Source organism: Methylobacterium segetis (genome assembly GCF_004348265.1).
Lineage (GTDB): Bacteria > Pseudomonadota > Alphaproteobacteria > Rhizobiales > Beijerinckiaceae > Methylobacterium > Methylobacterium segetis.
This window is the reverse complement of sequence record NZ_SMNT01000253.1, coordinates 1-12,367: the sequence shown is the minus strand read 5'-3', so window position 1 is coordinate 12,367 and position 12,367 is coordinate 1. Positions and strand designations below refer to the sequence as shown.

At 71.0% G+C, this 12,367-nt stretch carries 12 protein-coding genes; 8 read left to right on the top strand and 4 right to left on the bottom strand.

From position 1 onward, the window contains the following. Positions 1–76: 76 nt before the first annotated feature. The 6 genes from purF to E1J50_RS26520 all read left to right on the top strand — a co-directional run bounded on the left by purF (position 77) and on the right by E1J50_RS26520 (position 4,765). Positions 77–1,567, top strand: coding sequence for an amidophosphoribosyltransferase (purF, locus tag E1J50_RS26545; protein ID WP_132257264.1), 1,491 nt, complete (start codon positions 77–79; stop codon positions 1,565–1,567). Between the two features lie 10 nt (positions 1,568–1,577). Further along, on the top strand, positions 1,578–2,330 hold the full coding sequence (locus E1J50_RS26540; protein ID WP_132257263.1) for an SDR family NAD(P)-dependent oxidoreductase: 753 nt from the start codon (positions 1,578–1,580) through the stop codon (positions 2,328–2,330). Between the two features lie 60 nt (positions 2,331–2,390). Next, positions 2,391–2,798 (top strand): dihydrofolate reductase, encoded by a 408-nt coding sequence (locus E1J50_RS26535; RefSeq protein WP_132257262.1) that lies wholly within the window; start codon positions 2,391–2,393, stop codon positions 2,796–2,798. A 59-nt stretch (positions 2,799–2,857) separates the two neighbouring features. Further along, positions 2,858–3,001 carry a type II toxin-antitoxin system Phd/YefM family antitoxin gene (locus tag E1J50_RS28275; RefSeq protein ID WP_245516773.1) on the top strand — a complete coding sequence of 48 codons (144 nt, stop codon included), beginning with the start codon at positions 2,858–2,860 and terminating at the stop codon, positions 2,999–3,001. 106 nt (positions 3,002–3,107) lie between these two features. Continuing rightward, positions 3,108–3,530, top strand: a complete 423-nt coding sequence (locus E1J50_RS26525) for a type II toxin-antitoxin system VapC family toxin (protein ID WP_132257260.1) — start codon at positions 3,108–3,110, stop codon at positions 3,528–3,530. Positions 3,531–3,622: 92 nt separating this feature from the next. After that, the gene (locus tag E1J50_RS26520; protein ID WP_132257257.1) at positions 3,623–4,765 is read left to right on the top strand and encodes a carboxylate-amine ligase; all 1,143 of its coding nucleotides are present in this window, start codon (positions 3,623–3,625) and stop codon (positions 4,763–4,765) included. Positions 4,766–4,772: 7 nt separating this feature from the next. Here E1J50_RS26520 and E1J50_RS26515 read toward each other — a convergent pair whose 3' ends face one another. Next, positions 4,773–5,699 (bottom strand): sulfite exporter TauE/SafE family protein, encoded by a 927-nt coding sequence (locus E1J50_RS26515; RefSeq protein ID WP_132257255.1) that lies wholly within the window; start codon positions 5,697–5,699, stop codon positions 4,773–4,775. A gap of 392 nt (positions 5,700–6,091) precedes the next feature. Here E1J50_RS26515 and E1J50_RS26510 point away from each other — a divergent pair, with 392 nt between their 5' ends. Next, positions 6,092–8,077, top strand: coding sequence for a methyl-accepting chemotaxis protein (locus tag E1J50_RS26510; RefSeq protein WP_132257253.1), 1,986 nt, complete (start codon positions 6,092–6,094; stop codon positions 8,075–8,077). A gap of 15 nt (positions 8,078–8,092) precedes the next feature. Here the strand turns inward: E1J50_RS26510 and der are convergent, their stop codons facing one another. The 3 genes from der to E1J50_RS26495 form a co-directional block, all read right to left on the bottom strand. After that, a complete protein-coding gene (gene der, locus E1J50_RS26505; protein WP_132257251.1) occupies positions 8,093–9,442 on the bottom strand; it encodes a ribosome biogenesis GTPase Der in 1,350 nt (449 codons plus the stop codon). 131 nt (positions 9,443–9,573) lie between these two features. Then, positions 9,574–10,284: a tetratricopeptide repeat protein gene (locus tag E1J50_RS26500; protein WP_132257248.1), complete on the bottom strand. Its 711-nt coding sequence runs from the start codon at positions 10,282–10,284 to the stop codon at positions 9,574–9,576. 113 nt (positions 10,285–10,397) lie between these two features. After that, entirely contained in the window at positions 10,398–11,006 is a 609-nt protein-coding gene (locus tag E1J50_RS26495; protein WP_132257246.1) for an NnrU family protein, read from the bottom strand. A 114-nt stretch (positions 11,007–11,120) separates the two neighbouring features. Between E1J50_RS26495 and E1J50_RS26490 the strand changes: the two genes are divergently transcribed. Then, positions 11,121–12,305 carry a hypothetical protein gene (locus E1J50_RS26490; RefSeq protein WP_132257244.1) on the top strand — a complete coding sequence of 395 codons (1,185 nt, stop codon included), beginning with the start codon at positions 11,121–11,123 and terminating at the stop codon, positions 12,303–12,305. The last annotated feature ends 62 nt before the right edge of the window (positions 12,306–12,367 follow it).

The window sequence follows — 12,367 nt, the reverse complement described above, 5'->3', positions numbered from 1 at the left end:
CTGCCGCATCGTTCGCGTTCAGCTGTCGGATCGCGCGCGTAGCCAGCGGCGGCGGCCACGAGGGATCACCAAAGGCATGTCAGACCGCTCCGCGCCCGCCCGCCACCCTCTCGGTGTCGTCGACGGGCTCGACCGCGATGGGGATACGCTGCGCGAGGAATGCGGCGTCTTCGGCATCTTCGGGCATCCGGACGCGTCCGCCGTCGTCGCGCTCGGCCTCCACGCCCTGCAGCACCGCGGCCAGGAGGCGGCGGGCATCGTCTCCTTCGACGGCGAGATCTTCCATTCCGAGCGCCGGCCGGGCCTCGTCGGCGATTCCTTCTCGGACCGCTCGACCATCGAGCGCCTGAAAGGCCGATCCTCGATCGGGCATGTCCGCTACTCGACGACGGGCGGCACCATCCTGCGCAACGTGCAGCCGCTCTTCGCGGAACTCGCCGGCGGCGGCCTCGCGGTGGCGCATAACGGCAACCTGACCAACGCCCTCTCGATCCGCCGCGACCTCGTGCGCGACGGCGCCATCACGCAATCGACCTCGGACACCGAGGTGATCCTGCACTTGGCCGCCCGCAGCCGCGCCCCGCGGATCATCGAGCGCTTCATCGACGCGCTGCGCCAGATCGAGGGCGCCTACGCCATCGTGGCGCTGACGAACAAGAAGCTGATCGGCGCCCGCGATCCCATGGGCATCCGCCCCCTGGTCCTCGGCGAGCTCGACGGGCGCTACATCCTGGCCTCGGAGACCTGCGCCCTCGACATCATCGGCGCCAAGTTCGTGCGCGACGTCGAGAACGGCGAGATCGTCGTGATCTCGGAGGAGGGCATCGAGTCGATCCGCTTCGCCGAGAAGCGGCCGATGCGGCCCTGCATCTTCGAATACATCTACTTCGCCCGGCCCGATTCCGTCGTGAACGGCAAGAGCGTCTACGGTGTGCGCAAGAACATCGGCATCGAGCTCGCCCGCGAGGCGGCAGCGCCCGCCGACGTCGTCGTGCCGGTGCCGGATTCCGGCGTGCCCGCGGCCCTGGGCTTCGCGCAGGAGACGGGCCTGCCTTTCGAGATGGGTATCATCCGCAACCACTATGTCGGGCGCACCTTCATCCAGCCGACCCAGTCCGTGCGCGAGCTCGGCGTCCGGATGAAGCACTCGGCCAACCGCGCCGCGATCGAGGGCAAGCGGATCGTCCTCGTCGACGACAGCCTCGTGCGCGGCACCACCTCGGTGAAGATCGTGCGCATGATGCGGGAGGCCGGCGCCCGCGAGGTGCATTTCCGCATCGCCTCGCCGCCGATCACCTACCCGGACTTCTACGGGATCGACACGCCCGAGCGCGAGAAGCTGCTCGCCGCGACCCACGACCTCGAGGGCATGCGCCAGTATATCGGCGCCGACTCGCTGGCCTTCCTGTCGATCGACGGCCTCTACCGGGCGATGGGCGAGGCGCGCCGCGACGGCGCCTGCCCGCAATACACCGACCATTGCTTCACGGGCGACTACCCGACGAGCCTGACGGATCTCGCCATCGCGGGCCCGAAGCGCCTCGCGATGCTGGCCGAGGCGGATTGAGCGCGCCGCCATGAGCGATCTCTCGTCAAAGCCCCTCGACGGGCGCATCGCCGTCGTCACTGGCGCCTCGCGCGGCATTGGCCGCGCCGCCGCCCTGGCGCTCGCCGGCGCGGGCGCCCACGTGATCGCCCTCGCCCGCACGCAGGGCGCGCTCGAGGAGCTCGACGACGCGATCCGCGCGGCCGGGTCGGGCGCGACGCTCGTGCCGATGAACCTCACCGACTACGAGGCGATCGACCGGCTCGGCGCGGCCATCAACGAGCGCTGGAAGCGGCTCGACATCCTCGTCGGCAATGCGGGCATCCTCGGCAGCCTGATGCCCCTGGGGCATATCCCCATCAAGACCTGGCAGCAGGTGATGGACGTCAACGTCACCGCGAACTGGCGGCTCCTGCGCTCGTTCGACCCGCTGCTCCGGATGTCGGATGCGGGCCGCGCGATCTTCGTCACGTCCGGCGCCGCCCAGAAATGCCGGGCCTATTGGGGGCCCTACTCCGTCTCGAAGGCGGCTCTCGACGCGATGGTGCGCACCTACGCGGCCGAGAACGAGACGACGGCGGTTCGGGCCATGCTCCTCAACCCGGGGCCGCTGCGCACCGCCATGCGCCGGGCGGCGATCCCCGGCGAGGATCCGGAGAGCCTGCGCACGCCGGAGGATCTCGCCCCCCATTTCGTGCGCCTCGCGCATCCCGACTGGACGGAGACGGGCAAGATCTACGACTTCCCGACCGACTCGGTGCTGACGCCGCAGGGGCCCGCCTGAACCGCGGGAGGCGGGCGCGGGTTCGACCAGACGACGGTAGGAAGGGAAGACGGACCGGACATGATCGACGTTCGCTGCATCTGCGCCATCGGGCAGCGCGGGCAACTCGGCCTCAACGGGCACCTGCCCTGGGAGGGCAACACCGACCCGCTCTTCGTGGAGGACGTGACGCGCTTCTTCGCGCTCACCATGGGGCACGTGCTCATCGCCGGCCCGAAGACGGTGGCCTCCGTGCCCGAATTCGCCTTCCGGGACCGCACGATCGACGTGATCCGCTCCCACGAGGATCCGGAAGCGGTGCTGAGCCGCTATCCGGGCCGGCGCATCTTCGTCGGCGGCGGCATCGCGGTCTGGAACGTCTACGCGCCGTACATCCAGCACTGGGACGTCACCCGGCTCCCCTATGACGGCGAGGCCGACCGCTGGTTCGACCCGGCATGGCTGGTGGGCGGGCCGCTGCGCGCCTGACGCCCCTGGACTTGCACCGACGCGTCGCCCGATACTCAGGCGCCCTGTCGAGGGATGCCATGAGCGAGCACACGATCTCCGACGCCGAGAGAGGCCTATCCGACCTGATCGACCGCGCGCTCGCCGGCGAGGGCGTGGTGATCACGCGCGCGGGCCGGCCCGTCGCCGAGCTGAAGCCGATTCGAGGAGGGGGCCCCCGGTAACGGAGGCAGACCTCGCTTGGCTGCGAGAACGCCGAGATAGCCGGCGCTCTGCCGAGTGCGACGCGGGCAGCCTCCTGAGCAGGCTGCGCGACGATGACGCGGACCGGTGAGGATCTATCTCGGCGCGAGCGTTCTCGTCGCGCTGCTCACCGCCGATGCTCTCACGGCACGTGCGGAAACCTATCTCGCCCGCGAAGCACCCCTCGTTGTCGTCAGCGATTTCGCGAAAGCTGAATTCGCTTCGGCGATCGCGCGGCGCCTTCGGACGGGCGGTCTCGACATGTCCGCAGCGCGGGAAGCCTTCGGGCATCTCGACACTTGGGCCGCAATGGTGGCCGATGCCATCGACACGTCCGCCTCGGACGTGGCGGAAGCCGGCACCTTTCTCCGGCGCCTCGACTTGACCCTTCGCACGCCGGACGCCCTGAACCTCGCCTTGTGCCGCAGGGCTTCGGCGGCTCTGATGACCTTTGACGTGAAGATGGCGTCCTGCGCGAAGGCTCTCGGCATCGACGTCGTGGCCGCGTGAGCGGAACGGCTTCGCACAAAAAAGTTCGGGATGGCAGGCCGTCGCGCTCACGGCGCGCCCTACATCCCTCGGCCGTCTCTGCAGGGATTGCCATGAATTCCCACGCCTACCGGTTCGGCATCGAGGAAGAATATTTTCTGGCCGATGCCGAGACCCGTGGTACGCCGCGGCACTCGGTGAAGGCGTTCCACGCCGAGGCGGCCGAAGCTCTGCCCGAGATCGGGCGCGAACTTCTCGAGTGCCAGGTCGAGGTGTGCACGCCGCCCTCGACCGATTTCGCGCAGGCCCGCGCCGTGCTGGGCCGCCAGCGCGCGGCGCTCGCCGAGATCGGGTCCCGGCACGAACTCCTCGTCTTCGCCGCCGGCACGCACCCCGTCGCCGACTGGGCGCGGCAATTGCCGACGAAGGGCGACCGCTACACGGGCATCCTGCGCGATGTCGGGCTCGCCGGGCGGCGCAGCCTGATCTGCGGCATGCACGTCCATGTCGAGGTGCCCGATCCGGAGGCGCGCATCGACCTGATGAACCGCCTGCTGCCGTTCCAGCCGATCCTGCTCGCGCTCTCGGCCTCCTCCCCCTTCTGGCAGGGCAAACCGACCGGGCTCACAGCCTATCGCCTGAGCGCCTTCGGGGAACTTCCGCGCACCGGCCTTCCCGAACTCTTCCCGAGCCCGGCCGATTACGAGCGCTACCTGCGCATCATGACGAAGGCGGGCTCGATCCAGGACGCGAGCTTCCTGTGGTGGTCGCTCAGGCCCTCGATCAAGTTCCCGACGCTCGAACTGCGCATCGCCGATTCCTGCACGCGTCTGGAGGATGCGCTGACGATCGCCGCCCTGTTCCGCTGCCTCGTGCGCCTCGTGGTGCGGCGGCCGGAGCTGAACGCGCGGCTCGACGGCGTCTCACGGGCGCTCGCGGAAGAGAATCTGTGGCGGGCGCAGCGCAGCGGCACCGACGCCGAGATGATCGACGAGGAAAGCGAGCGGGCCCTGCCCTATGCGGAGGCGCTCGAGGGACTCCTCGGCCTCATCGGGGAGGATGCCGAGGCCCTCGGCTGCGTCGACGAGGTGGGCAACGCCCGCCGCATCGTCGCCGAGGGCACGAGCGCGGACGGCCAGATCGCGGCCTTCGAGGCGGCGCGCGAGGCCGGCCACACCAACCGGCAGGCCCTCGACGCGGTCGTCGACTGGCTCGCCCGAACGGCGAAGGGCGAGGCACCCCCCTCCCCCGCCTGAATGCGCCTCAGGCGAGCATTGTCCAGAGGTTGAAGGCGCTCAGCCCGACGATCAGCAGACCCACCGTGATCATCAGCACCTTCGCCGGCAGGGTCCGCACCAGCAGGGCGGCGAGGGGCGCCGCGAATAGGCCGCCGATGATCAGGCCTGCGATGACAGAGACGTGCGTGAAGCCCCCGAACAGGGTGAAGGAAACGCCGCTCGTCACCGCAAGGAAGAACTCGGCCGCGTTGACCGAGCCGATCGTCATGCGCGGGTCCTGGCCCCCGCCGACGAGGGAGGTCGTCACGACCGGCCCCCAGCCGCCGCCGCCGACCGCGTCGACGAAGCCGCCGGCCAGGGCGAGCGGCGCGATGTAGGTCGGCGGCTTCGTCCGCAGCCGGATCGTCCGGAACGCCTTCACGAGGATGTAGAGGCCCATCACCAGCAGATAGAGGGTGATCCAGGGGCGCAGCACGTCGCCCTCGATTGACGTGACGAGGTAGGCGCCCGTCACCGCGCCGATCATGCCGGGGATGAGCAGGCGCTTGAAGAGCCCCCTGTCGACGGTGCCGAGCCGCCAATGCGACAGGCCGGAAAAGCCGGTCGTGAAGATCTCGGCGATGTGGACGGAGGCGGATGCGGCCGCCGGCGGCACGCCCGTGGACAGGAGGAAGCTCGTCGAGGTGACGCCGTAGGCCATGCCGAGCGCACCGTCGACCACCTGCGCGAACAGGCCGACCGCCACCGCGATCCAGAAGTCGCGCCCGCTCAGGGTCTCGCCCACCGTGTGGAGCGCCGTGCCCCAGTCCCCGCCCGCGTAGCGGTCGACGAGGAAGGCCGTCGCTGCGAGGGCGGCCATCGCAAGGCCGGCGAGGATCAGGCGGAACGGACCGGCGCGAAGCTTGGCGCGGTTGCCGGACGCCGCGGCGGGCGCGGGAGAGGTCTGGACCATCAGGGTGCGGCTCGGCGCGATCGGCCGCGGGAGATAAAGTCTCTCTGGCGCGAGGCAAGAGCCGCGGTTTTCAATGCTCCATCGATCCGTAGGAGAATATTTTTTATCCTTGCTCGGAGGAGACGAGGAATTCGGAGGATTGTTCCGGCCGCGGGTGCGCGTGGCCTGCCCGCCGCCTCCGCCCCAACGCTGTCCTGCCCTTCCCTGCCTGCGGCCACCTGCGAGGACATTTCCTACGCAAGTCTCTTTGGCATTCCGGCAAATCTGCTCAATCAATCCGGCTGATGCGTTCGACAAAGACCAATGTTGCTGCCGCCGATGAGCCGGCATTAACTGAATTTGGCGACTATAGACCCGGACTTTCCTGCGCCAAGAACGGGAAACTTCAGACCATGAAACTTGGTTCCGTCACGATGCTGGCCTCGATCGGCAGCAAGCTCACGGCCGCGCTGCTCGCCTGCTCGCTCGGCGCCGCCGCGATCGTCGGGCTCGCCGCCTACTGGCAGCAGCAGGCGGCCGGCGCGGACGCGATCCGGTCGGAGCTGAACCAACGGTATCAGGCCGTCCTGAAGGCGATGGACGACCAAGGCGCGAAGGGCCTCGCCCTAGCGCACCTCTTCGCCCGCGACCCGAGCGTGGCGGACGCCCTCGACCGGCAGGACCGCCAGGCCCTGATGTCGCGCTACGGGGGGGCGCTCGCGCCGCTGCGGGACGACCTCAAGATCACCTTCCTGAACCTGCACCTGCCGGATGGGCGCGCCTACGTGCGGATCCACGCGCCCGAGACCTGGGGCGATTCGATCCTGGCGCGGCGCGCGATGATCCGTGACACGATCCGGGACCATCGCACCGTGGCCGGCATCGAGCCGGGGCGCGAGACGCTCGGCATCTTCGCGGTCGTTCCGATCTTCAAGGACGATCGCTTCGTCGGCATCGCCGACATGGGGAGCGCCCTCGGCGTCCCCTTCCTGGCGCGGATGAAGGCTGAACTCGGCGTCGACATCGCGATGCACCTCGTGAAGGGCGACACCCCCGCCACCCTCGCCGCGACCTTCGCCGAGAAGACGCTCCTGACCCCGGCCGCCCACGCCGCGGCCGCCGCCGGGGCCGGCCTCGCGGAATGGCAGGAGACCCGTCTGGAGGGACGCCCGAGCGCGGTTCTGGCCGGCCCGCTCCGTAACTACGCGGGCGAGGCGATCGGGACAGTGGAGGTCGCCCTCGACATCTCGGACTTCAAGGCCGAGCAGAGGCGGGCGCTGCTCCTGCTCCTCGGCGTGTTCGCGCTGGTCATCGCCGGCACGGCCGCGGTGGCGTGGCGTCTGACGGCCCATCTCGGACGCCCGGTCGCGGCCCTGAACCGGACGATGCGAGGTCTCGCCGAGGGCCGCCTCGCCGGCACGGTGCCCTCCACGGGGCGCCGCGACGAGATCGGCGCGATGGCCCGCTCCGTCGCGGTTTTCCAGGAAGGGCTCGTCGAGGCCGAGCGGCTGAGGGCGGAGCAGGCCGCGGACCGGACCGCGCGCGAGCGCCGGGCGCTCGTGGTGGACGACCTCGTGCGCGGCTTCGAGCGCTCGGTCGGCGACGTCGTCGCACGGGTCTCGTCCGCTGCCGTCGAGATGCAGGCCACGGCCGGGCAGCTCACGGCGACGGCCGGCGCGACGGCCGAGCAATCGCACCACGTCGCGCAGGCCGCCCGGGACGCCGCGGGGAACGTCTCGCTCGTCACCGCCTCGGCCTCAGCCCTCGGCATTTCGGTCGGCACGGTCGGGCGGCAGATCGCGCTCTCGGCCGAGTCCGCCCAGGCCGCCGTGGACGAAGCCACCGCCGCGGCCGGGATCGTGGCCGACCTCTCCAACGGCGCGAGCCGGATCGGCGACGTGATCGCCCTGATCTCGGGGATCGCCGCACAGACCAACCTCCTGGCGCTCAATGCCACGATCGAGGCGGCGCGCGCCGGAGATGCGGGGCGTGGCTTCGCGGTGGTCGCGGCCGAGGTCAAGGATCTGGCTGGCCAAACGGCCCGGGCGACGGCCGAGATCGGGGAGCAGATCGCCGCCGTGCAGGCGGCGACGGGCCGTGCGGTCGCGGCGATTACCGGCATCGCCCGGACGATCGGCTCGGTTCACGAGACGGCCCTCGACATCACTCGGGCGGCGGGCGAGCAGGACGAGGCCGCGTGCCGGATCGTCGACTCGGTTGCGCAGGCCTCGCGGCGCACGGACGATGTGAGCGCGACGATCGCGGGGGTGTCCCGCTCCGCCGAGGAGACCGGGGGCGCCGCCACGCAGGTGCTCGCCGCCGCCTCCGAACTGGCCGAGCAGGCCGAGCGCCTGCGCGGTCAGGTCGGCGACTTTTTGGGGGCCGTCCGCGCCGCCTGAGGGCGCGTCTCGGGCTCAGCCCTTGTCGAACGGGTTCTTCGAGGTGCGCAGCGAGAGGCGGATCGGGGTGCCGGGCAGGTCGAAGGCGTCGCGCAGGCCATTCACGAGATAGCGGGTATAGGATTTCGGCAGCGCGTCGAGCTGGTTGCCGAACAGGGCGAAATGCGGCGGGCGGCTCTTCACCTGCGTGGCGTAGCGGATCTTGATGCGTCGGCCCGAGACGGCCGGCGGCGGGTTGCGGCTCGTCGCCTCGTTGAGCCAATCGTTGATGCGTGACGTCGAGACGCGGCTGCTCCAGACCTCGGCGGCCTCGACCACCGCCTTCATCAGCCGGTCGATGCCCTCGCCCGCGAGCCCGGAGAGCGGCACGACCGCGACGCCCCGCACCTGGGGCAGGAGCCGGGTGCAATCCTCCCGCAGGGTCTTGAGGAGGCCCGGCTGGTCGGCGACGAGGTCCCACTTGTTGAGGCCGATCACGACCGAGCGGCCCTCGCTCTCCACGAGGTCGACGATGGTCAGATCCTGCTTCTCGAAGGGGATCGTGGCGTCGAGGAGCACCACGACCACCTCGGCGAAGCGCACGGCGCGCAGGCCATCCGAGACGGCGAGCTTCTCGAGCTTGTCGTCGATGCGGGCGCGGCGGCGCATCCCGGCCGTGTCGTGCAGCTTGATCTTGCGGCCCCGCCATTCCCAATCGAGGGAGATCGAGTCGCGGGTGATGCCCGCCTCGGGGCCGACGAGGAGGCGCTCCTCGCCCAGCATCCGGTTGATGAGCGTCGACTTGCCCGCGTTGGGGCGGCCGACGATGGCGACCTTGAGGGAGCGACCGGCGGGATCGCCCTCCTCGTCCTCGTCCTCCGGGTCGGGCTTCGGCAGCGCCTCCCGGAGCGCCTCGTGCAATTCGCCGATGCCCTCGCCGTGTTCGGCCGAGAAGGGGATCGGGTCGCCGAGGCCGAGGGAGAACGCCTCGTAGGCGCCGCTCATCCCCGCGCCGCCCTCGGCCTTGTTGGCGATGAGGATGACGGGGCAGCCGGCCCGGCGCACCATCTCGGCGAAGGGCTGATCGGCCGGCAGCACGCCCGCCCGCGCGTCGATGACGAAGAGCACGACGTCGGCTTCCAAGATCGCGGCCTCGGTCTGCGCGCGCATGCGGCCGAGGAGCGAGCCGGAATCCGCCTCCTCCAGCCCCGCCGTGTCGATGATGCGGAACAGGAGGCCGCCGAAATTGACGTCGCCCTCCCGCCGGTCGCGGGTCACGCCGGGCCGGTCGTCCACGAGGGCGAGCTTCTTGCCCACGAGACGGTTGAACAGGGTCGACTTGCCGACATTCGGCCGTCCGACGATGGCGACGGTCGGCAGGTCCATGACTGAGGTCTCGTCCGTTGGGTGGGCGGGCATCGCGAGGCCCGCCGGGGCCGCTCCGCCGGGGCGGAAACGGTCTCGAGGTTCGACAGGAACCCGCTCTTCTCAACCGGCCGGTCGGCCGGCCGGTTCGCTCAGCGGGTGATCGGCGGGGGCGGCGCGGCCGGCTCGGGCTTGGCGTCCGTGACAGTGACCGGGCCGCCGGCGACGAGGGCGGCGTAGACCTCGATGCGCTGGCGCAGGTTCTGCGGCGTCTCGGGGTCGGTGGTGAGCTGGTCGAACCAGCGGCCCGCCTCCTCGTACTGGCCGCGCCTGAGCGCGACGAGGCCGAGCATCTCGCGGGCGGTGTGGCGGAACGGGCTGCCGGCCGCGAGGCCCTGCAGGCTCGCCAGCGCGGGCGCCGGATCGGCGGAATCGAGGCGCAGCAGCGCGGCGCGCAGGCGGGCAAGGTCGCGCAGGCCGTCGCCCGCGCCCGTATCGGCGGCGATGGCGTCGAACTCGGCGGCGCCCTTGGCCGGGTCGCGCTTGGCGGCCTCGACCGCGGAGCGCAGCTGCGCCAGGAGCCGGTATCCTGCGGGACCGTTCGTCTCCAGGCCCGTGAAGATCTTGTCGGCCTCGTCCGACTTGCCCTCGCGGGCGAGGCGGTTGGCCGTGTCGAGCTGCTCGGAGGCCGCCTCCGCCGCGTGGCGCTGCGCGCTCTGCCAATAGCGCCAGCCGCCGACGGCCGCCACGACGAGCACCGCCAGCGCGATGATCACGCCGCTGTAGCGGCGCCAGATCTGCGCGACCTGATCCCGACGGTAATCCTCGTTGACCTCGCGGAAGAACTCGTTGTTGTCGGCCATCGTCTCTCAGGCCGGGCCCGTGGGGCTGGCCGCCTTAAGCTGGTTCGTGAGCGCCCGCGCCTAGCACAGACCTCGCGGCTTGGCGACCGTCCCGTGGGCGCCGTGGCGGACCGTCAGGCCATGCCGGGCCACGCGTACACGCCGATCAGCGGGTAGTGCAGGTAGCGCCCGAACACGAACCAGACGGCGACGCCGACCGCGACCGCGATGGCGTCGTTGCGCCAGCCCGCCGGCCGCGCCGCCTCCCCTCCGTGCTGGGCCGCGACCTGCCCCGCCGTGAGCGCGCGGCGCTTGGCGCTGATGCGAGCCATGACCGCCCAGGCGAGGAAGCCGCCGAAAAGCAGGATCGAGCCGAGATCGCCGTTGGCGAGGAGATGGGCGGTTGCCCAGATCTTCACGGCCAGCAGCATCGGGTGCTTCGCCCGCGCCCGGATGTGGCCGGGCAGGTAGGTCGAGGCCAGCGCGATGAAGGCGAACAGGGTGAGCAGCACCGCGAGGTGGCGCGTGAAGACCGGCGGGTTCCAGACCGGGATGTAGCCGGACGCCCGGTATTCGTGGAAGCCGATGCCGATCAGGACGAGGCCGGCGAGCGAGAGCAGCGTGTAGCCGAGCTTGAACCGCCCCTCGCCGACGCGGCCGATGAGCTCGGCGCGCTTGGCCCGCGCCATCGAGAAGCCGTGCGTGCCGAGGAAGAGCACGAGGCCGAGGATCAGGAGGGTCATGATGTGCCTTCGCCGGGCGGGACCAAAGTGTGGAGGACGCCGGACGGGCGGGCCCGGTCAAGCTCATCGTAACGGTTCTGAAGCGAGTCTGAGCCGCTTGTCCAGGCCGACCCGATGACGCGCCGCCCGACCCCTCCCGCACTCCTCCTCGCCGCGCTCCTCACGCTTCCCGGCCCCGCCGCGGCGGGACAGGAGCCGCCGCTCTCCAGCCTCACCCTCGTCGGCCCGCCGCGCACGATCTTCAAGGCGGGGCGCGATGCTTGCGACGGGGCGGACGTTCCCGACGCACCGGCCCGCGCCTTCCGCGACGCGGGCGGCGCGGTGGCGATGTTCGGGATGCACTACCGCAACCGGGCCCTGCGGGGTCCGGACCTCGATCATCTCAAGCTCGACTGCGCCGTGGTGCTCGAATCCGGCGAGAAGTCGGACCCCGCCCTCTACGACGACCGCTCCTGGATCACGGCGACCTGGACCGAGGACGGGCGGGCCGTCGCGGCCCTCCTGCACCACGAGTATCAGGCGAACGAGCACGAGGGCCGCTGCCCCGCCGGCACCTACATGGCGTGCTGGTACAACACGATCACGGCCGCCGCCTCCGGGGACGGAGGCCGCAGCTTCCGGCGCGCCAGCCCACCCGCCGTCGTCGCCGCAGCCCCCTTCCGCCAGGAGGTCGACCAGGGCCGGCATCGCGGCTTCTTCAATCCCTCGAACATCGTCGCCCAGGGGCGCTGGCGCTACATGCTCGCCTCCACGACCGGCTGGGACCGGCCGGGCAGCGATCAGGATAGCGGCGTCTGCCTGTTCCGGACCGCGACGCCGGACGACCCGACAAGCTGGCGCGCCTGGACGGGCGCGGGCTTCACAGCGGCCTTCCCCGATCCCTACGCCGCCCGGGCGAGGTTGCCGGACACCTGCAAGCCGGTGGCCCCGTTCCCGGCCCCGGTCGGCGCGGTGGTGCGCCACCGCGGGACGGGCGCCTTCATCGCCGTGTTCATGGCGAAGGCGGGGGGCGAATTCCCGCAATCCGGCTTCTACTGGACGAGCTCGCGCGACCTCCTGGCCTGGGACAAGCCCCGCCTCCTGATGGCCGGCGCGACGCTCTACGACGATCCCTGCACGGCGCCGGAGGGATTGATCGCCTATCCCTCCCTGCTCGACCCCTCCGCCGAGGGCCGCAATTTCGACGATGCGGGCGACACCGCGATCCTCACCTACGCGACCCTGCGCACCGAGGGGTGCCGCATCACCTCCGAGCGCGACCTGCTGCGCCGCCCGGTCGCCATCAAGGTTTGGCCCTGACCCGCGCCGCTGAGCCCGACCCGGCGTATCCCGGAGGCCACAGGCGGCCGCGCGGCGACTCA

Coding starts and splice junctions, on each gene's coding strand:
- E1J50_RS26495 (WP_132257246.1), bottom strand. CDS start 11,006: ATGACCCTCCTGATCCTCGGCCTCGTGCTCTTCCTCGGCACGCACGGC.
- E1J50_RS26510 (WP_132257253.1), top strand. CDS start 6,092: ATGAAACTTGGTTCCGTCACGATGCTGGCCTCGATCGGCAGCAAGCTC.
- E1J50_RS26535 (WP_132257262.1), top strand. CDS start 2,391: ATGATCGACGTTCGCTGCATCTGCGCCATCGGGCAGCGCGGGCAACTC.
- E1J50_RS26490 (WP_132257244.1), top strand. CDS start 11,121: ATGACGCGCCGCCCGACCCCTCCCGCACTCCTCCTCGCCGCGCTCCTC.
- E1J50_RS26515 (WP_132257255.1), bottom strand. CDS start 5,699: ATGGTCCAGACCTCTCCCGCGCCCGCCGCGGCGTCCGGCAACCGCGCC.
- der (WP_132257251.1), bottom strand. CDS start 9,442: ATGGACCTGCCGACCGTCGCCATCGTCGGACGGCCGAATGTCGGCAAG.
- E1J50_RS28275 (WP_245516773.1), top strand. CDS start 2,858: ATGAGCGAGCACACGATCTCCGACGCCGAGAGAGGCCTATCCGACCTG.
- purF (WP_132257264.1), top strand. CDS start 77: ATGTCAGACCGCTCCGCGCCCGCCCGCCACCCTCTCGGTGTCGTCGAC.
- E1J50_RS26500 (WP_132257248.1), bottom strand. CDS start 10,284: ATGGCCGACAACAACGAGTTCTTCCGCGAGGTCAACGAGGATTACCGT.
- E1J50_RS26540 (WP_132257263.1), top strand. CDS start 1,578: ATGAGCGATCTCTCGTCAAAGCCCCTCGACGGGCGCATCGCCGTCGTC.
- E1J50_RS26520 (WP_132257257.1), top strand. CDS start 3,623: ATGAATTCCCACGCCTACCGGTTCGGCATCGAGGAAGAATATTTTCTG.